16 protein-coding genes and 1 pseudogene are annotated in these 18,607 nt (G+C 59.6%); 8 read left to right on the plus strand and 9 right to left on the minus strand.

Going from position 1 to position 18,607, the window contains the following annotated elements; genetic code table 11:
- Window positions 1-4 precede the first annotated feature (4 nt).
- A pseudogene (locus tag AAAK34_RS17915) lies at window positions 5-1,161 on the minus strand (thiolase domain-containing protein).
- A 262-nt stretch (window positions 1,162-1,423) separates the two neighbouring features.
- On the opposite strand from AAAK34_RS17915, the gene AAAK34_RS17920 reads away from it, so the two are divergent.
- Window positions 1,424-2,401, plus strand: coding sequence for a winged helix-turn-helix transcriptional regulator (locus AAAK34_RS17920; RefSeq protein WP_231697060.1), 978 nt, complete (start codon window positions 1,424-1,426; stop codon window positions 2,399-2,401).
- Window positions 2,402-2,511: 110 nt separating this feature from the next.
- Here the strand turns inward: AAAK34_RS17920 and AAAK34_RS17925 are convergent, their stop codons facing one another.
- The 4 genes from AAAK34_RS17925 to AAAK34_RS17940 all read right to left on the minus strand — a co-directional run bounded on the left by AAAK34_RS17925 (window position 2,512) and on the right by AAAK34_RS17940 (window position 6,550).
- Complete coding sequence (locus AAAK34_RS17925) at window positions 2,512-3,339, minus strand: Bug family tripartite tricarboxylate transporter substrate binding protein (protein WP_431777531.1); 828 nt, start codon at window positions 3,337-3,339, stop codon at window positions 2,512-2,514.
- A complete protein-coding gene (locus AAAK34_RS17930) occupies window positions 3,288-3,464 on the minus strand; it encodes a hypothetical protein (protein WP_431777532.1) in 177 nt (58 codons plus the stop codon). Before AAAK34_RS17930 ends, AAAK34_RS17925 begins: the two co-directional genes overlap by 52 nt.
- 351 nt (window positions 3,465-3,815) lie before the next feature.
- A complete protein-coding gene (locus AAAK34_RS17935) occupies window positions 3,816-4,970 on the minus strand; it encodes an iron-containing alcohol dehydrogenase (RefSeq protein WP_231697058.1) in 1,155 nt (384 codons plus the stop codon).
- Window positions 4,971-5,116: 146 nt separating this feature from the next.
- On the minus strand, window positions 5,117-6,550 hold the full coding sequence (locus tag AAAK34_RS17940) for a mannose-1-phosphate guanylyltransferase/mannose-6-phosphate isomerase (RefSeq protein ID WP_231697057.1): 1,434 nt from the start codon (window positions 6,548-6,550) through the stop codon (window positions 5,117-5,119).
- Between the two features lie 181 nt (window positions 6,551-6,731).
- On the opposite strand from AAAK34_RS17940, the gene pilB reads away from it, so the two are divergent.
- The 6 genes from pilB (at window position 6,732) to AAAK34_RS17970 (ending at window position 12,274) form a co-directional block, all read left to right on the plus strand.
- Window positions 6,732-8,465, plus strand: coding sequence for a type IV-A pilus assembly ATPase PilB (gene pilB, locus AAAK34_RS17945; RefSeq protein ID WP_231697056.1), 1,734 nt, complete (start codon window positions 6,732-6,734; stop codon window positions 8,463-8,465).
- A gap of 24 nt (window positions 8,466-8,489) precedes the next feature.
- Window positions 8,490-9,713, plus strand: coding sequence for a type II secretion system F family protein (locus AAAK34_RS17950; protein ID WP_231697055.1), 1,224 nt, complete (start codon window positions 8,490-8,492; stop codon window positions 9,711-9,713).
- Window positions 9,713-10,558: a prepilin peptidase gene (locus AAAK34_RS17955; RefSeq protein ID WP_231697054.1), complete on the plus strand. Its 846-nt coding sequence runs from the start codon at window positions 9,713-9,715 to the stop codon at window positions 10,556-10,558. The genes AAAK34_RS17950 and AAAK34_RS17955 overlap by 1 nt, the downstream gene beginning before the upstream one ends.
- Window positions 10,559-10,576: 18 nt before the next feature.
- Window positions 10,577-11,182, plus strand: a complete 606-nt coding sequence (gene coaE / locus AAAK34_RS17960; protein ID WP_231697053.1) for a dephospho-CoA kinase — start codon at window positions 10,577-10,579, stop codon at window positions 11,180-11,182.
- A 121-nt stretch (window positions 11,183-11,303) separates the two neighbouring features.
- The gene (zapD, locus tag AAAK34_RS17965) at window positions 11,304-12,059 is read left to right on the plus strand and encodes a cell division protein ZapD (RefSeq protein WP_231697141.1); all 756 of its coding nucleotides are present in this window, start codon (window positions 11,304-11,306) and stop codon (window positions 12,057-12,059) included.
- The gene (locus AAAK34_RS17970; RefSeq protein WP_231697052.1) at window positions 12,056-12,274 is read left to right on the plus strand and encodes a DNA gyrase inhibitor YacG; all 219 of its coding nucleotides are present in this window, start codon (window positions 12,056-12,058) and stop codon (window positions 12,272-12,274) included. The genes zapD and AAAK34_RS17970 overlap by 4 nt, the downstream gene beginning before the upstream one ends.
- Before the next feature lie 111 nt (window positions 12,275-12,385).
- Here the strand turns inward: AAAK34_RS17970 and AAAK34_RS17975 are convergent, their stop codons facing one another.
- From AAAK34_RS17975 to secA, 4 genes are read right to left on the minus strand one after another with little or no spacing between them, the layout of a single operon-like run.
- Window positions 12,386-12,847 carry an NUDIX domain-containing protein gene (locus AAAK34_RS17975; protein ID WP_431777533.1) on the minus strand — a complete coding sequence of 154 codons (462 nt, stop codon included), beginning with the start codon at window positions 12,845-12,847 and terminating at the stop codon, window positions 12,386-12,388.
- Window positions 12,844-13,722, minus strand: coding sequence for an ATP-binding protein (locus tag AAAK34_RS17980; RefSeq protein WP_231697051.1), 879 nt, complete (start codon window positions 13,720-13,722; stop codon window positions 12,844-12,846). Before AAAK34_RS17980 ends, AAAK34_RS17975 begins: the two co-directional genes overlap by 4 nt.
- Window positions 13,723-13,747: 25 nt before the next feature.
- Complete coding sequence (gene argJ / locus AAAK34_RS17985; RefSeq protein ID WP_231697050.1) at window positions 13,748-14,977, minus strand: bifunctional glutamate N-acetyltransferase/amino-acid acetyltransferase ArgJ; 1,230 nt, start codon at window positions 14,975-14,977, stop codon at window positions 13,748-13,750.
- A 47-nt stretch (window positions 14,978-15,024) separates the two neighbouring features.
- Complete coding sequence (gene secA, locus AAAK34_RS17990; RefSeq protein WP_231697049.1) at window positions 15,025-17,808, minus strand: preprotein translocase subunit SecA; 2,784 nt, start codon at window positions 17,806-17,808, stop codon at window positions 15,025-15,027.
- Between the two features lie 260 nt (window positions 17,809-18,068).
- Here secA and AAAK34_RS17995 point away from each other — a divergent pair, with 260 nt between their 5' ends.
- A complete protein-coding gene (locus tag AAAK34_RS17995) occupies window positions 18,069-18,401 on the plus strand; it encodes a DciA family protein (RefSeq protein ID WP_231697048.1) in 333 nt (110 codons plus the stop codon).
- Window positions 18,402-18,607 lie beyond the last annotated feature (206 nt).

An 18,607-nucleotide genomic window follows, 5' to 3' on the forward strand; every position in this document is an offset into this window, starting at 1 on the left:
TAATTCACTCCCTACCAAGGATCAAGGTTGCGCTGCCGTGCCGGCTGCCTAACACGCCGCCGGTGCCGTGGGCCAGCGCTATCCCGCAATTTCGCACCTGCACCGCAGGATGCGCTTCGCCGCGAAGCTGCCTTACTGCCTCGATGACTTTAGTGATTCCGCCGCGGTTGGCGGGGTGGTTGTTGCACAAGCCCCCGCCATCCGTGTTGAAAGGCAGGCGGCCCACGCCGGAAATAAGATTGCCGTCGGAAGCGAAACGCCCCCCTCGCCCTTCGCGCAAAAGCCAAGGTCCTCAAGCGCCATTACCACGCTGATCGTGAAGCTGTCGTAGATCGACGCGTACTGAATGTCCGATGGCGTGACGCCTGCCTCCGCGAAAGCGGATGCACCCGAGTGTCGCGCAGCTGAACTGGTAAGTTCGAAGTCACCAGCGCGAGTACCCTGCAACGCCTCGCCTGCACCGAGCACGGTCACCACTGTCTTGCCCAGCGATCGCGCAATCTCTGGCCGTGCGACGATCACAGCCCCCCCGTCGGACACCACACAGCAGTCGAGGCGGTGCAGTGGATTCGCGACAAGTGGTGACCCTAGGACATCTTCTATCGTCACGACATCGCGCAACATGGCGTGGGGGTTGTGCTGCGCGTGATGCGAGGCCGCGACCTTGACCCAGGCGAGTTGTTCGGAGGTAGTCCCAAATTCATGCATGTGGCGGCGAGCACACATGGCATAGAAATCGACGAGGCGTGCACCAATTGCTGCCTCCCATTGCAGATCCGGGGCACTTGGGTTGACTGGCGGCCGCGGACCGCTTCCCTCGCTGCGGGGTCTCCCTGCCAGCGTGACGAGTGCGACATTACATTTCCCCATCGCGATAGCCTGCGCTGCGTGTGCAATATGCACGATCGGGGCCGAGCCACCGGTGTCCGTCGAATCGACGTGCCGCACTCGCAGGTTCAGATGATTCACCATGGTCAGGGGTCCGACGCCAGGGGCATCACCCGCGCAGAAATAGCCATCGACGTCATCTTTCGATAACCCCGCATCCAGCAACGCACCCACCGCACACTCGGCGTGTAACTGCGCCACCGACTTGTCGGCGGCTTTGCGTAACGGATGCTCGAAAACACCAACGATCGATGCTTGATTTTTGATAGACATAAGAAGAAACGGACCAGTTCAAGAACACCTGCCGGCCTTGAATCAATAGAAATTTAGTGAGGTGCATTATGCAAGCAAATTGCATGGAAAACCAGCCCACCCCCGTGCTTTGAAGGCCGTTAGCTCTAGTGGAATACCCTAGCACTCACATCGCTTTTCCATGGAAAGGCGGAACAGTCAAAGGGAAAGACACCAAATCCACTCAGTACTCTCTCACGAACATCGATAATGCGACTTCCATAAGGAAAGCCATTTCTTCTGAATGTCATCGCACCTGCCAACTTTCGACCTGGGCACAGCCAGCGCCATCATGGCTGCAGGCCGACAGGTGGCCGACGTATTGTGTGATCGCTGGACACTGCTCATCCTGCTGTCGGCCCATGCGGGCGACACATGCTTCTCCGACTTCCGGGATCGATGGGGCATATCCAATCGCATGCTCAGCTCACGCCTGAAGGCGCTAGAGTCACAGGGGCTGATGGTCAAAATGGTGTACTCCCGGCGACCCATTCGCCACAGCTACCACTTGACACCAAAGGGAACAGCCCTATTTGACGTTCTCATTTGCATGATCAATTGGGAGGCTTCAGCAGATGGCGGCAAAAGCGATCAACTGGTACGCATTGAACACCTTGGCTGCTCGCACGGCGCAATACACCCGAGCATTCATTGCAGCGCCTGCAATGAACCAGTCACCGCGTCCAACGTCGACTTCACCATCAACAACAGCGCGCAGCAGGAACTGCCGCAGTGGGGCACAGCCTACCGGCGCTCAGAACCACGGTCGAGCACGGGGCCATCCACACATCCCCACCCCTTGGAGATCGTACTTTCAATATACGGCAACAAGTGGAGCAACGAAATCGTTCGATGCGCATTCCTGCGCGTGTCCACTTTCGGCGAAATACAAAGGCACACCGGCATATCGACCAACATCCTTGCTGACCGACTTACCCGCCTAGTGGATGCGGGCATCTTTCGACAGGAGTCAAGCAAGTCGGATGGCCGCAGCTCGAACTACAAGCTGACAGCGCGCGGACGGGGCCTTTTTTCGATTATCCTGGCGATGTGGGCCTGGGCAGATCGCTGGATCGAGGAGAGGATCCATGCGCCCTTGCGACTGACGCATCAGGATTGCGGAAAAACTTTCCACGTCATCTCCCGATGCAATCAGTGCTCCGACATCCTCAAGCCGTCCAACTCGAGAATAGTACTGTCTTCTCTTGACGAGGCCCACTGAAATCCAGGTAACCCGGTCCGATCGGGCAGACCGGACTAAGGTCAATCAAGCGTGACGCCGAGCTGCTTAGCCATTGCAACCCACATGATCGACTCGTCGCGCCACCGGCGCTAAGTCTCCTCAAAGCCTGTTGGCCCAGTCGGAATACCGACTGTCTTGTGGAACTCCTGAATCTTTGGCGAATTAAACGCCTCCGTCAAGGCACTCGCGATTTTCTCTTGAATGTGGCGAGGCGTCCCCGCCGGGGCGCAAAGTGGCAACCAGCCATTCAAGGCAAGGATCGGCTCGGCCATCCCGTACTCCGTAAAGGTCGGTATGTCGGGCAGGCCCGGACAACGGTAGCTCCCCAGAATTGCAACCGGGCGAACAGCCCCACTATGAAGGTGAGGCAGGAGCGCTTGATAGCTGCCCACCCCAGCCGTAACCTGTCCGGTCGCAACATCCATCCACATGGGCGTTTCACCCTTGTAGTGCACAGGGAGAAAATCGATCCCTAAAGAACGACTCCAAGTGTTGGCGATCATGTGCGGCCACGAACCAGGCGAGTAGGTCCCCATTGCTGCGCGCTTACTCTTGGCATACTCGAGCAACTCTGATGGCTTTGAGATCGGTAACTTTGCGTTTACAGCCATCACTGCAGGCCCGCCCGGAAACAGCGAAACCGGCGCCAGGTCACGGTCTGGATCGTAAGGCATCTTCTTGTAAAGAACGCGCCCACCCCACACGGCCGTGTGTATGACAAAGGCCAGAGTGTGGCCGTCCGGCGCAGACTTTGCCACAAAGTCGGCAGCCAACATTCCGCTAGCGCCAGGTCTATTCTCAACAATTACCGGCTGACCGAGCTTTGCTGCGATGGACTCCCCATACCGGCGTGCGAAGCTGTCGGTCAACCCCCCGCCTGTGCTCCGACGACGATGCGAATCGGTTTCGAGGGCCAAGGGGTCTGAGCAATGGCAACACCCGGCAGCGCCGCCGCACCCATGCCCGCAATCACTGCGCGACGCGTGATGCTGTTGCGAGACTGCACACCCAGCCGCTTTTGTGTTGTTTGGTCAGAATTCATCGAGGTTCTACTCCATCTGAGGCCAGCCTCAGTTCGGTTACGGTTTATCGGAACGCGCGGAGCCGTGACTCCGCAACACCAGATCCACAGCTCATGTCGCCATCGAAGCATTATGGGTGCATAACGCAAGTTAAATGCACGTGAAAATGCTAGTATTTACCCTAATTCCAGTAATAGCTTACGACTAATTTTCTCAAAACACACGCCAACTGCATCAGGTCAAGGATCTAAGTAGCACTCATAGTGCAACTTAAATTCTCACAGCATCCGCATTGCTCAACGTGGCTAACCCAGGGACGCCCTGCCATCGGATCCGCGCGTCATCGCGGGTTCTCAACAGGTTCCTTCGGCTCAGTACGCTTTCTGATATAGCGCCATTGCCTGTGCCTCATTCACCTCGCGAGGGTTGTTCACCAGCAGGCGGGTTTGCAGCATGGCATCGGAGGCGAGGGTCGGCAAATCAGACGCCGAAACCCCGTGATCGCGAAGCCGAATGGGCAGCCTCGTGGCCTCTATCAAGATCCGCAAGCGATCCAGAAGGGCTTGCGCCTGAGCCTGATCGTCCCCTTGAACACCGGGGAGCAACTGGCGCGACAGTTCCGCATAGGTTGGCAGCGCCGCGGGCAGATTGAATTCGAGAACCGGCAGCAATACCAATGCATTGGTCAGGCCGTGCGGAAGATGAAAGCGACCACCCAATGGATAGGCCAGGGCATGCACCGCCGCCACAGGTGCATTCGCAAACGCCTGGCCCGCCAACATGGAACCCAGCAGCATGGCTTGCCTTGCAGCGAGATCCTTGCCGTCCTCGCACACTTTGACCAGATTTGCCATCAAGAGGCGCAAGGCCAGCACCGCCAGATGATCCGACAAGGGGTTCTTGAGGCGTTTGCTAGTGTAGGCCTCGATGGCGTGAACCATGGCGTCAATGCCGGTGGCTGCGGTGATGGCCGGCGGCAAACCCAGCGTCAGCCCGGCATCAAGCACGGCCATGTCCGCGTAGAGCTGCCTCGACACGATGCCGCTCTTGGTGGTGGCACCCGTGGTAACGATTGAAATAGGCGTCACTTCGGAACCCGTTCCGGCAGTCGTGGGAACGAGCACCAGCGGCAGGCGTTCGCCCTCCACCTGATCCACCCCGTACATCTTGGTCAGGGGCTGGTCGCCGCCCAGCACGATGGCAACCAACTTGGCCACGTCCAGCGACGAGCCCCCGCCGAAGCCCAAAACCACATCGGTTCCGTGTTCGCGCGCCTGGGCGCAGATATTCTCCACAATGTGCTCGGGCGGGTCGGCCTGCACGTCGCTGATGACGTGGGTGTTCCAGCCCGCAGTTTTCAGGCTTTTCAGCGCTTCGTCGAGAAGGCCGCTGCGGTAAAGAGGCCCGTCAGTGACCACGCATACGCGCCCTGTGCGGAACCTGCGCGACATGAGCTCACCCAGTCGCCTGGAAGACCCGGTTTCGACCACGATCTGCGGTACGGTCTGAAAAACAAAAGACGTCATGTGTAATCTCCAGGGTCTCCCGGACGGCCGGAAGGCCGGGCAAACAGAAAAACGAGTGAGAAAGAGCGTGTGCCCGTAGTATCGACTCGATCAGCGAGAATTTGTCTCAAACTGGCAGATCATCAGGGGCACTGGCACGACTGCGTTCAGCCGCCATTTCCTGGTTCTATCCGGACAATGTCATCTTCGCCCAGATAACTGCCCGACTGCACTTCAATGATCTCGAGCGGGACCTTGCCAGGATTACCCAAGCGATGTACGCACCCCAGCGGGATGAAGGTGGATTGGTTCTCGGCCAGCAAGAATGTGTTGTCGCCCTTGGTCACCTCAGCGGTGCCGGTTACTACGATCCAGTGCTCTGCCCGGTGGTGGTGCATTTGCAGGCTCAGCTGGGCCCCGGGGTTGACCACGATGCGCTTGACTTGAAAGCGTTCGCCGCAGTCGATGGGGTCGTACCAGCCCCATGGCCTGTGCACCTTCCGATGGTTAGAGACAAGAAGGCGCTCCCTGGTCCTCAGCTCGGAGACAATTTTTCTTACGTCCTGCGGTCTGCGCTTGTCAGCCACCAGAACTGCATCTGGCGTCTGCACCACCACCAGGTTGTCCACACCCACAGTAGCAACCAGACAGGTTTGCGAGAACAGCAGACTGTCATGGGTGTCCACCGCCAGCGTCTGACCGGTGTGCGCGTTGCCCGCGGCGTCACGCGGCAACACCTCCCACAGAGCTTCCCACGAGCCCAAGTCAGTCCAGTCTGTATCCAGTGGCACGACGCGGACAGGTATGCCAAGCGTGGTCTCGCCGGGAAGATGCTCCATCACGGCGTAGTCAATGGAATCTGCAGGGCAAGCACTAAAACTCTCCCCGTGAGGCCGGATGAAGTCCAAGTCCCGGCTGGCGCCCTCCATGGCAGCGCGGCAAGCTTGCAGCATGGCGGGCTGCAGAGCGGCCATGGCCTTCAGCCACTGGTCGACACGCACCATGAACAGGCCGCTGTTCCAAAGATAGTTGCCACTGGCCACGTATGTTTGCGCCAGTTCCAGGCTGGGTTTCTCTGCAAAACTTTGTATGGCGTACGCGCAGCTCCCCTCAATGGGGTGCGCTTTCTGGATGTAACCATACCCAGTTTCTGGCCGGGTGGCAAAAACACCAAAGGTGACCATGGCACCACTGCATGCCAGGGGCCAGGCCGCTTCGACGGCTTCGTTCAAGCCTGCTGCATTGCCCACCACATGATCTGCCGGCATGGCCAGCAGCACAGCCCCTGGGCTGGAAACCAGCGCCGCCAAGGTCAAGGCCGGCGCAGTGTTACGGCCAACTGGCTCCAGCACCAGGTGCGCAGCCTTGACACCCGTCTCCTGAAGCTGCTGCGCCACCAGGAAACGATGATCCTCGTTGCATACGACCACCGGCGCCGCCTTCGGAATGGAGGCCGTCAATCCGTCCAGGCGCCGGGCTGTGTCCTGGAGCAGGGAAACACCGCGACCGTTAAGCGCCAGGAACTGTTTTGGGTAAGTCTCACGAGAGAGTGGCCACAAGCGCGTGCCCGATCCGCCACAGAGAATGACGGGAAGAAGCATCGAGGAGCTCATCAAAGTGGAGGTATTCGCAACAGAGATTGGGTAACATGTAACTGTAACGCCCGCGTAACCGGCATATTACCTACTATAGTCACAGTTCGGCGATTTCAGAGGCGCTTTCCGTTTACACACGCTGACCTATCGGCGATGATTGAAGAGATTTTTAAGTAGTTTTACAACCATGGCCCTTGCCGAACCCGCTTCAAAGGATCCCGTTTCCGCCCTTCCAGGCCTGGGGCGAGCGCTAGTCACGGCTGGAAAGCTCAGTCAGCAGGCAGCCGATAGCATCTATCGGAAGTCGCTGACCCATGGCAAGAACTTTGTCGCGGAACTGACCGAATCTGGCGCCGTATCGGCCGCTGATCTGGCTCACACGATGTCGGCAGCCTACGCAGCGCCGCTGGTCGATATTGACGCGCTGGATGTGCATCGCCTGCCCACAGACCTGCTGGATGCGAAGCTGTCGCAAGCTTACCGCCTGCTGCCTCTGGGCAAACGCAACAACCGCTTGATCATCGCCACGGCAGATCCGTCGAACCGGGAAGCCGCCGAAAAGGTGAAGTTCACCACGCAGATGGGCGTGGAGTGGGTGATCGCTGAGTTTGACAAACTCAGCCGCCTGATCGAGTCCATCAACCAGTCGGCAACGCAAGCCATGGAGGGTCTCGTCGGGCAGGATTTCGAGTTCGACGAAGCCACCCTCGAGGCCGCCTCTACCACCGAGGAAGACACCCCGCAGGCTGATGTCGAAGATGCACCGGTCGTCAAGTTCCTGCACAAAATGCTGATCGACGCGGTAAAAATGCGCGCTTCAGACCTGCATTTTGAGCCCTACGAAAACTTCTACCGAGTACGCTTTCGCATAGACGGCGAATTGCGCGAGATGGCCAACCCGCCAGTCGTCATCAAGGACAAGCTGGCCTCCCGCATCAAGGTGATCTCTCGTCTGGACATCTCCGAGAAGCGCACTCCTCAAGACGGCCGAATGAAGCTCAAGATCGGCCCCGATAGGGTCATCGACTTCCGCGTCAGTACCTTGCCCACGCTTTTCGGCGAGAAGGTAGTGATCCGTATTCTGGACCCCAGCAGTGCCAAGATGGGCATTGAGGCGCTGGGCTACGACCCGGACGAAAAAGCGCGACTACTCAAGGCCATTGAGAGGCCCTACGGGATGATTCTGGTCACCGGCCCCACGGGTTCGGGCAAGACCGTGTCGCTCTATACCTGTTTGAACCTGCTCAACAAGCCGGGCGTGAACATTGCAACCGCGGAAGACCCCTCGGAAATCAACCTGCCGGGCGTCAACCAGGTCAACGTCAACGAAAAAGCAGGCCTCACCTTCGCCGCGGCGCTCAGGTCGTTCCTGCGTCAGGATCCTGACATCATCATGGTCGGCGAGATCCGCGACCTGGAAACGGCGGACATCGCGATCAAGGCCGCGCAAACCGGTCACCTGGTGCTTTCCACGCTGCACACCAACGATGCCCCCTCCACGCTTACGAGGCTGCGCAATATGGGCATTGCACCATTCAACATTGCCTCCAGCGTCCTCCTGATCTCTGCGCAACGCCTTGCGCGCCGCTTGTGCATCGAGTGCAAGCAGCCGAATCACCTGCCCAAAGATATCCTGATGGATGCCGGTTTCACGGAAGCCGAGATTGACGGCACCTGGACGCCCTACAAACCCGTAGGCTGCGCCAATTGCAATAATGGTTACAAAGGCCGCGTTGGTGTCTACGAGGTCATGCCCGTCACCGACGAGATTCAGCGCATCATCCTGCGAGACGGCAACGAGATGGATATTGCCGAACAGGCCCGCTCCGAGGGAGTGCGCTCACTTCGCAGGTCGGGGCTTTTAAAGGTCAAGATGGGCATCAGCTCGCTCGAAGAAATTCTGGCTGTGACCAACCTCTAACCCCATCACGAGAAAGACAAACGCATGGCAACCCGAGCCGCTAGCGCCAAGGACGTCAAGGAATTCGTTTTCGAGTGGAGAGGCAAGGACCGCAACGGCAAGATCGTCCGCGGCGAAACTCGAGCCAGCGGTGAAAACCAGGTTCAGGCGCAACTGCGGCGCCAGGGCATTCTGTCCACCAGCATCAAGAAGCGGCGCATGCGCTCGGGTAAGAGAATCAAGCCCCGGGACATTGCCATCTTCACGCGCCAGCTTGCCACCATGATGAAGGCTGGCGTACCCTTGCTCCAGTCGTTCGACATTGTGGGTAGGGGCAACCCCAACCCTAGCGTGACCAAGTTGCTCAACGACATCCGACAGGACGTCGAAACCGGCACCTCCCTCTCAGGAGCGTTCCGCAAGTATCCAATGCACTTCAGCGGCCTCTATTGCAACCTGGTGGAGGCCGGTGAAGCCGCGGGCATTTTGGAGGCCCTGCTCGACCGGCTGGCCTCGTACATGGAAAAAACCGAAGCGATCAAATCAAAGATCAAGTCGGCCCTGATGTATCCAGTCGCCGTGCTGGTGGTGGCTTTCGTAGTGGTGTCGGTGATCATGATTTTCGTGATCCCGTCCTTCAAGGAGGTGTTTACCTCCTTCGGAGCCGATCTTCCGGCGCCAACCCTGATCGTCATTTCCATCAGTGAATTTTTCGTCCAGTACTGGTGGCTGATCTTTGGTGCCATCGGCGGCAGCGTCTATTTCTTCATGCAGGCGTGGAAGCGCAACGAGAAGATGCAGAAATTCATGGACCGCCTGATGCTGAAGATGCCGATCTTTGGTGCATTGGTCGACAAGGCCGTCGTCGCGCGCTGGACGCGCACACTCTCGACCATGTTCGCAGCTGGCGTTCCGCTTGTCGAGGCGCTTGATTCGGTAGGCGGTGCAGCCGGCAACTCGGTCTACCAGATCGCCACTGAGAAAATTCAGCAGGATATTTCGACCGGCACCAGCCTGACGGTGGCCATGACCGAGGCCAACGTATTTCCCAGCATGGTGTTGCAAATGACGGCCATCGGTGAAGAATCTGGCGCGCTGGATCATATGCTCGGCAAAGCGGCCGACTTCTATGAGGCAGAGGTCGATGAAATGGTCGCCGGGCTTTCAAGCCTGATGGAGCCCATCATCATCGTGGTCTTGGGCGTGCTGATTGGCGGCATCGTGATCTCCATGTATTTGCCGATCTTCAAGCTGGGGCAGGTTGTCTGATGAGCGAGGTTAGTTGGTTGCAGGCCGTTTTGGGCGGCGTGCTGGGCCTGCTCGTGGGCAGTTTCCTGAATGTCGTCATCCACCGGCTGCCCAAGATGATGGAGCAGCGCTGGAAGGCAGAGTGCGCCGAGCTCTCGGGCCGGGAGGCTCCAGCCGAGGAGCGCTTCAATCTAATGGCACCTCGTTCGCGTTGCCCGCACTGTGGCCACCAGATCGGATGGCATGAAAACATTCCGGTACTGAGCTACCTATTTCTGAGAGGCAAATGCTCGGCTTGCCGCAAGCCCATCAGCGCGCGCTATCCGATGGTGGAAGTCGCCACGGGTGCACTGTTCGCATTTTGCGCTTGGCGCTGGGGCTGGACGCCCTCAGCCGCCATCTGGTGCGTCTTTGCCGCCGCACTGGTCGCACTTACCCTGATCGACTGGGACACCACCTTGCTTCCAGACGACATTACGCTGCCTCTGCTATGGGCGGGCTTGATCGGATCTGCGATGGACTGGATCGGCGTGCCTCTGGCCAATGCGCTATGGGGTGCGGTAGCTGGTTACCTCTCGCTATGGCTGGTGTACTGGGGCTTCAAGCTGGCCACCGGCAAGGAAGGCATGGGCTTTGGCGACTTCAAATTGTTCGCCGCCCTGGGCGCATGGTTCGGGTGGCAGGCGCTGGTGCCAATCATCCTCATGGCCTCCGTCATCGGTGCGCTGGTGGGCATCGGCATGAAAATGAACAGCTCACTGCGTGAAGGTGGAGTGATTCCATTCGGGCCGTTTCTTGCCTTGGGCGGCATCACTGCCATGCTGTTCGGGCCAGAGTCTATTTTGCGGGTCATCGGACTGGCATGAAATGAATACACGCCGCCGATGAACCAAACTCCTTTCAAGCTGGGCCTGACCGGTGGCATTGGCAGTGGCAAGAGCACGGTGGCTGGCATGCTGTTGGAGTGCGGCGCCGCTGTCATCGATTCTGACGCCATCTCCCGTGCCACGACTGCGGCCGGGGGTTCCGCACTGCCATTCATTGGAAAGGCCTTCGGCCCTCAAATGATTGGCGCGGATGGTGCGCTGGACCGGGCCGCCATGCGCCAGCTCGTGTTTGCAGACCCTGCCGCACGTCAGCGGCTGGAAGCCATTGTTCACCCCCTGATCAGCGCGGAAACCGAGCGCCAGGCGCAAGCGGCCACCGCTAAAGGCAAAAAATGTCTGGTGTTCGATGTGCCGCTGCTGGTCGAATCCGGCGCGCGCTGGCGAAGCAAGCTGGATCGCGTATTGGTGATAGATTGCCCACCGGAAGTGCAGATTGCCCGTGTCATGGCCCGCAGCGGGATCAGCCAGGATGAGGTTCAGCGCATCATCGAAGCCCAAGCCTCGCGCGCTTCACGTCTGGCCGCAGCGGACATGGTGATTTTCAACGGTGCGGGCGTCACGCTGGAAGCACTGAGAGAAAATGTTAGATCGATGATCCGTTAGGAGCGGTAATTAAAAATAAAAAGTGAAAGCAACGCGCTATAGAGTGCGTTCATGTGCGTTTATTCTCGGGGAAGAGAACCCGCATGGCGCTATGATTGCCAGCATCCAAGGCAGCAACTGCGTGATACTTTACGAATACCCCTTTAACGAGCGCACTCGCACTTACCTTCGGCTCGAACATCTGTTCGAACGGCTTGGTCAGTTGGTGCCTCGCGACACAGCGCTCGATCATCATTTCGCGCTGATCACGATCTTCGAGATCATGGACGTGAGCAGCCGGGCCGATCTGAAGTCAGACTTGCTGAGGGATCTCGAGAAGCTGAAGAGCCACATGGAGGCATTCCGAGGCAACCCTGCGATCTCCGAAGCCTCGCTAGACGTTGTGCTGGGGCGGCTGGAGGATGGCTTTAATCACCTCAACCAGCAGATCGGCAAGCCCGGCCACGAACTGACCGAAAACGAGTGGCTGATGAGCATCCGCAGCAGGGCCGTTATTCCGGGCGGAACCTGTGAATTTGACCTGCCAGCTTACCACGCCTGGCAACACCACCCTGCTGCCGCGCGCCGTGCAGACCTTGAACAATGGGCTCACACTCTGGGGCCCCTGGCCAGGGCACTTACCCTGCTCATGGGGATCCTGCGAGACTCCGGCAAACCGCAAAAGGTCATGGCAATCAATGGCCAGTTCCAGCAGACGCTGCCCCAAGGCAGGACATTTCATCTGCTGCGCCTTCGCATAGACGAATCTCTCGGATTAATTCCAGAGATCAGCGGCAACCGCCTGATGGCATCGGTGCGCCTGATGCGCCACGAGCCCGGCGGAAAACTGCACATTGCGCATGAAGATGCGCCCTTCGAGTTGACGCTTTGCGCATGAACAAGTCTTCCACCACCAACGCCAAGCCACGTACCGTGCGTTGCCCCGCCTGCGGGGGGCCTAGCCTTTACGCCCCTGAAAACCGTTTTCGGCCTTTTTGCAGCGAACGGTGCAAAACCCATGACCTGGGAGCCTGGGCGAGCGAAAGTTTCAGGGTCGAAGTGCAGGAAGAAGACGGGGCCACCACGCCGGAAAGCGGCGCGCCGTTGCAGTAGACCGCCCCTCAAAGGGCGTGTAGGTTGGCGCTGAGCGCAGCGAAGCCCAACATGGGGCCCGAACAAACGATCAGCGCTTTGTTCGGACGGTGGAAATGGCGCAAACCGGTCTCAACCAGCCTCTTGCCCCAACCACTGCAACACAGGCAGTGCCCCTGGCAGCACGGGCGCCACTTGCACGGGCAAACGCTCCCAGGCAAATGACTGACCCTCGCGCATGGTCAGCTCACCTTGCCACGCCATGACCTTGCAAAAATGCAGGCGCACCAGAGCGTGCGGATAATCTACAAGCTGCTCTCGCCAGCGAATGACTTCGGCCAGGTCGACTCGGATCCCCAGCTCTTCATGGAGTTCGCGCGCCAGCGCCTGCTCCACGGTCTCGCCTGCCTCCAGCTTGCCGCCCGGAAACTCCCAGTATCCGGCGTATACCTTGCCCTCTGGCCTGGAGGTAAGCAAGAAAGCGCCGTCGGGCCGAAACAGCACACCAACGCCAACATCCACAATGGGTCGCTGTTCGGTGTTAGCTCCTTCGCGCGGCAGGTGCGCGTCAGCCGTGAGCGTGTTGGTAGTCACACCTCACCTGATTCCCGACCCACAAAGTCGCGGGCAAACTGGTAAGCCACACGGCCCGAGCGGGAACCTCGCTCAAGCGCCCAGACCAGGGCCTGAGGTCGCGCAGCGGCAATCTCCTGCGCAGACGCACCTAGCGCCGAAAGCCATTGGGCCACGATGGTCAAATATTCTTCCTGACTGAAGGGGTAGAAGCTCACCCACAGCCCGAAGCGCTCCGAAAGCGAAATTTTTTCCTCGATCACCTCACCCGGATGCACTTCGCCGTCTTCCGTGTGCTGGTAGCTGAGGTTGTCCTTCATGTACTCTGGCAACAGGTGACGGCGGTTGCTGGTGGCGTACACCAGAACGTTGGGGGTACTGGCCGCCACCGAGCCATCGAGAATGGATTTCAAAGCCTTGTAGGAGCCGTCGCCTTCCTCGAAGCTGATGTCATCGCAGTAGACGATGAATTTTTCCGGGCGCCCGGCGACAATGTCCACAATATCGGGCAGATCGATCAGATCGGCCTTATCCACCTCGATCAGGCGCAGCCCTTGAGGCGCATAGGCATTCAGGCACGCTCTGATGAGCGAAGATTTTCCGGTGCCGCGCGCGCCCGTAAGCAACACGTTGTTGGCTGGGCGGCCCTCCACGAACTGGCGCGTGTTGCGCTCTATTTTTTCCTTCTGCTGATCGATTTCCTTCAGGTCCTTGAGCGACATGGCTGCCACATGCCGGACCGGCTCCAGCGTACCGTGGCCGGACGAACGCTTGCGGTAGCGCCAGGCGACGAACTGACTCCAGTCAGGGGCCGTGAGCGGCTGAGGGAGCACCGATTCAATGCGAGTGATCAGTTGTTCTGCACGCGCCACCAGGCGCTCAAAATTTTCGTTCATGAAACTACCGCTGTACAAACACGGCTCAAGACCTGTAGTCGGCGTTGATACTTACATAGTCGTGGCTGAGGTCGCAGGTCCAGACGGTGTCGCTTGCAGAGCCGCGGCCAAGCAATACGCGCACCGTGATCTCGGATTGCTTCATGACACGCTGGCCGTCTTCTTCTCGATAGGCCGGGTTGCGGCCACCGCGAGTGGCCACATGCACGTCGTCGAGGTAGAGTTCAATCAGCGTTTGGTCGAGGTCGCCGATGCCCGCGTAGCCGACTGCGGCCAGAATTCGGCCCAGGTTCGGGTCGCTTGCGAAGAACGCCGTCTTGACCAGCGGCGAATGTGCGATGGCATAGGCCACCTGCCGGCATTCGGCAGAGGACTTTCCGCCCTCCACACGAATGGCGATGAACTTGGTGGCTCCTTCGCCGTCCCGCACAATGGCTTGAGCCAGCTGGCGGGCCACGTCTTGCATCGCCGCTTTGAGAGCCCGGCCGTCCGCAGAATCCAGCGAGGTGATGGGGGCGTGCGCCGCCTGATTGGTAGCCACCACAACAAAGGAGTCGTTCGTGGAGGTGTCACCGTCGATCGTGACCCGGTTGAACGAGCCCTCTGCCAACTCCAGGGCAAGCTGATGCATCAGCGCCTGGTCGACCCGTGCGTCTGTGGCCAAAAAGCCGAGCATGGTTGCCATGTTGGGGCGGATCATGCCTGCGCCCTTGCTGATGCCCGTGATGGTGACCTCCGCACCACCAACCATGGCCTTGGCGCTGAATGCCTTGGGCAGGGTATCGGTGGTCATGATGGCCTCTGCGGCACGCGCCCAATTGGTCGCGCCAGCATCTGCCACCGCGGCAGGCAGGCCCGCTGCAATGCGATCAACCGGCAACGGCTCCATGATGACGCCAGTGGAAAAAGGCAGCACTTGCTCGGGCGCAATCTTCAGCTGCCTGGCCAACACGTCACAAGTCTGCCTGGCCCGCGAGAGGCCGTCTTCACCCGTGCCGGCGTTCGCGTTACCCGTGTTCACCACGATCGCGCGGATCGGGCTGCCCTTTTGCAGATGCTCGCGGCACACCTGAACCGGCGCGGCGCAAAAGCGGTTGGTGGTAAACACGCCGCCAATGCTGACGCCTTCATCCAGGAGGAACACCGTGAGATCTTTCCTGCCGACCTTGCGGATGCCTGCCTCGGCAACGCCGATGCGCACGCCTGCAACAGGAGAAAGACTGGAAGGGTCGGGGGCAGAAAGGTTGACTGGCATGCTGAACTCTAATGCGGACGATGGGGCAGAAAATTATGCGGCGCGCATCAACTCAATGCGCCATGGCACTGCTTATATTTCTTTCCGCTGCCGCAGGGGCAGGGATCGTTGCGGCCGACGCGCGGTACGGCACCCGCAGCCACACCGGCTGCTGCCGTGGCCCCGCGCGCTTGGGACTCAGGCAAAGTTTGCGCCTCGCCGGTTTCCGTGGGTGCGGTGTAGGTCACGTTGCTCAGGTGTTCGGCGCGCTGCTCAAGATCTTCGGCAGCTTGTTCGATCTGGTCGCCGGACTGGATCTTCACGGTCATCAAGGTGCGGGTGACTTCAGTCTTCACGACGTCCAGCAACTGCCCGAACAGCTCGAAAGCCTCGCGCTTGTACTCTTGCTTGGGCTGCTTCTGGGCATAGCCGCGCAGATGGATACCCTGGCGCAGGTAATCCAGCGCGCTCAGGTGCTCGCGCCAGTGGCTGTCGATGTTTTGCAGCAGCACCGCACGCTCGAAGGGTCGGAAATTTTCAACCCCGACTGCTTCCAGCTTGGCCGCATACGCCTCGTCAGCTGCCTTGATGACGGTTTCCAGAATGTCTTCGTCCGTCATGGCGGTAGAAGCTTCGATCTGCGCCCGCAGCGGGACTTCGATCTGCCACTCGTCTGCCAGCACCTTTTCCAGGCCCGCCACGTCCCACTGCTCTTCCACCGACTCGGCAGGCACATACTGGTGCACCAGATCGGTAAAGCACCCTCGGCGCAAGGAGGTAATCTGGGCGGCGAGATCGGATGCGTCCAGGATCTCGTTGCGCTGCTGATAGATCACCTTGCGCTGGTCGTTGGACACATCGTCGTATTCGAGCAACTGCTTGCGAATGTCGAAGTTGCGCGCCTCGACTTTACGCTGCGCGCTTTCAATGCTGCGCGTGACAATGCCAGCCTCAATGGCTTCGCCTTCGGGCATTTTCAGCCGGTCCATGATGGCGCGCACGCGGTCGCCCGCGAAAATGCGCATGAGCGCATCGTCCAGGCTGAGATAGAAGCGTGATGAGCCGTTGTCGCCCTGACGGCCAGAACGGCCACGCAGCTGGTTGTCGATGCGGCGGCTCTCGTGCCGTTCGGTGGCAATGATGCGCAGGCCGCCAAGCGACTTGACCAGTTCGTGGTCTTTTTGCCACTGGGCGCGCAACTCGGCCACTCGCGCTTCGCGGGTGGCTTGGTCCAGGGATGGGTCGGCCTCCAGTGCTTCTACTGCTTTCTCGACGTTGCCGCCCAGCACGATGTCGGTGCCTCGGCCAGCCATGTTGGTGGCAATGGTGATCATCTTGGGCCGACCAGCCTGCGCCACGATGTCAGCTTCTCGGGCGTGCTGCTTGGCGTTCAGCACCTGATGAGGAAGTTTTTCCTTGTTGAGCAGCTCGTCGATGATTTCCGAGTTCTCGATCGACGTGGTGCCCACCAGCACCGGCTGCCCGCGTTCGTAGCATTCACGAATGTCCGCAATGGCGGCCGCGTACTTTTCCTGCGTGGTCTTGTAAACGCGATCGAGCTGGTCGTCGCGCCGGCTGGGCCGGTTGGGCGGGATGACCACGGTTTCCAGGCCATAGATCTCCTGGAACTCGTAGGCTTCGGTGTCGGCCGTGCCGGTCATGCCGCCGAGCTTCTTGTACAGGCGGAAATAATTCTGGAAGGTGATCGAGGCCAGCGTCTGGTTCTCGGCCTGAATCGGAACGCCTTCCTTGGCTTCTACCGCCTGATGCAGACCGTCGCTCCAGCGGCGTCCGCTCATGAGGCGGCCCGTGAACTCGTCGACGATCACGATCTCTGGGCCGCGCTCGCCTTGCTGAACTACATAGTGCTGGTCGCGGTGATAGAGGTGATTCGCCCTCAGCGCCGCGTAGAGGTGATGCATCAGCGAGATGTTGGCCGGGTCGTACAGGCTGGCCCCAGGCGCGATCAGGCCGCGCTCAGCCAGAACGCGCTCGGCCGTCTCATGGCCCTGCTCGGTGAGATAGACCTGGTGCGATTTCTCGTCTACCGTGAAGTCGCCCGGCTTGGTGACGCCTTCGCCGGTGCGCGGATCGGCCTCGCCTTCCTGGCGCGTCAAGGCGGGCACCACCTTGTTGATGGCCAGATACATGGCCGTATGGTCTTCGGCCTGGCCACTGATGATCAGGGGGGTACGAGCTTCATCGATCAGGATTGAGTCCACCTCGTCGACGATGGCGAAGTTGAGCACACGCTGCACGCGATCGCCTGGCTCGTAGACCATGTTGTCGCGCAGATAGTCGAAGCCGTATTCGTTGTTGGTGCCGTAGGTGATGTCGGAGGCATAGGCCGCCTGCTTTTCCTCGCGCGACATCTGCGGCAGGTTGACGCCTACTGATAGGCCGAGGAAGTTATAGAGCCGGCCCATCCACTGCGCGTCGCGGTTGGCAAGGTAGTCGTTCACGGTGACCACATGCACGCCGTTGCCGGCCAGTGCATTGAGGTACACAGGCAAGGTGGCCGTGAGCGTCTTGCCCTCACCGGTACGCATTTCGGCGATTTTGCCTTCATGCAGCGCCATGCCGCCAAGTAGCTGCACATCGAAATGGCGCATTTTCATGACGCGCTTGGAACCCTCTCGCACCACGGCGAAGGCTTCAGGCAGCAGCTGGTCGAGGCTCTCGCCTTTGGCCACCCGCTCCTTGAACTCCTGGGTTTTGCCGCGCAGTGCTTCGTCGCTCAGCTTCTCAAGCTCAGGCTCAAGGGCATTAATACGAGCCGCGGTTTTGCGGTATTGCTTGAGAAGGCGGTCATTGCGACTGCCGAATATCTTGGTGAGGAGATTCGTGGCCATGCGTACGCGGCCACCATGCACGCGTGAACGGCAGGCAGCCAAAACCCCTAGGACGTCTGAATAAGAATACGGAAACTGAGGGCGGCTGGCCTGAATTCAAGCCGGCAACACGCACCCGACACCAAACCGACGCCGGTCTGGTGCCCAAGCTGTAGCCCCGCCGCCCTTCGCTCGCGCGGGTAACTGAATATTTTACCTGTGCATCGAGTCGGTATGATCGGGGACCCCAGATCCTGATCTAGGGTCATACTTGAGGGTTCATGCATAACCTTCGCCGAAACACCGCTTTTACCCTGCTTCAGGCCGTGGAGGGAGCCCCTACCCTCTCTAATCTCAGCCGTCTGGCGGCAGAATCCGCTAATCGTCTGGCGCTGATCAAGCCCCTGATTCCCAGACCTTTGCAAGGCCTCGTGCAAGCAGGCCCGCTGGAGGAAGGCAGCTGGTGCCTGCTGGTGCCCAACAGCGCAGCGGCAGCCAAGCTGCGCCAGATGGCGCCCTCGCTGATCGAGGTGCTCCGGGCGCGAGGGCATGCGGTGGAGAAGCTGCGGATTAAGATTTTGTCGCACCCTGGGGCGATGGGGGGACGGCGATGAAGTCATGGAGTGACTGCCGCCAGGTTGCAGGTGGCGCCATGAGTTCACGCGTATGCGATACGTCACTTCAGCCCTTAGGACGCTGAGGGTAGCTAGCGGACTTGACCGTCTGCTATTGAACTGAGGTCGTATGCCGGGATGTGCGCCCGGCGGCGCAGTTCCTTTTTTGCTCCGCCCGGATCGCCGGCCGCAAAAAAGGAACCAAA

Origin of the sequence: Ottowia caeni, assembly GCF_050821495.1 — a bacterium.
GTDB classification, from domain to species: Bacteria; Pseudomonadota; Gammaproteobacteria; order Burkholderiales; family Burkholderiaceae_C; genus Ottowia; species Ottowia caeni.

What these genes read in the sequence shown, in the direction of transcription:
- AAAK34_RS17920 (WP_231697060.1), top strand. Translation starts at nt 1,424, where the DNA reads ATGTCATCGCACCTGCCAACTTTCGACCTGGGCACAGCCAGCGCCATC.
- AAAK34_RS17930 (WP_431777532.1), bottom strand. Translation starts at nt 3,464, where the DNA reads ATGAATTCTGACCAAACAACACAAAAGCGGCTGGGTGTGCAGTCTCGC.
- AAAK34_RS17935 (WP_231697058.1), bottom strand. Translation starts at nt 4,970, where the DNA reads ATGACGTCTTTTGTTTTTCAGACCGTACCGCAGATCGTGGTCGAAACC.
- AAAK34_RS17940 (WP_231697057.1), bottom strand. Translation starts at nt 6,550, where the DNA reads ATGCTTCTTCCCGTCATTCTCTGTGGCGGATCGGGCACGCGCTTGTGG.
- pilB (WP_231697056.1), top strand. Translation starts at nt 6,732, where the DNA reads ATGGCCCTTGCCGAACCCGCTTCAAAGGATCCCGTTTCCGCCCTTCCA.
- AAAK34_RS17950 (WP_231697055.1), top strand. Translation starts at nt 8,490, where the DNA reads ATGGCAACCCGAGCCGCTAGCGCCAAGGACGTCAAGGAATTCGTTTTC.
- AAAK34_RS17955 (WP_231697054.1), top strand. Translation starts at nt 9,713, where the DNA reads ATGAGCGAGGTTAGTTGGTTGCAGGCCGTTTTGGGCGGCGTGCTGGGC.
- coaE (WP_231697053.1), top strand. Translation starts at nt 10,577, where the DNA reads ATGAACCAAACTCCTTTCAAGCTGGGCCTGACCGGTGGCATTGGCAGT.
- AAAK34_RS17970 (WP_231697052.1), top strand. Translation starts at nt 12,056, where the DNA reads ATGAACAAGTCTTCCACCACCAACGCCAAGCCACGTACCGTGCGTTGC.
- AAAK34_RS17980 (WP_231697051.1), bottom strand. Translation starts at nt 13,722, where the DNA reads ATGAACGAAAATTTTGAGCGCCTGGTGGCGCGTGCAGAACAACTGATC.
- argJ (WP_231697050.1), bottom strand. Translation starts at nt 14,977, where the DNA reads ATGCCAGTCAACCTTTCTGCCCCCGACCCTTCCAGTCTTTCTCCTGTT.
- secA (WP_231697049.1), bottom strand. Translation starts at nt 17,808, where the DNA reads ATGGCCACGAATCTCCTCACCAAGATATTCGGCAGTCGCAATGACCGC.
- AAAK34_RS17995 (WP_231697048.1), top strand. Translation starts at nt 18,069, where the DNA reads ATGCATAACCTTCGCCGAAACACCGCTTTTACCCTGCTTCAGGCCGTG.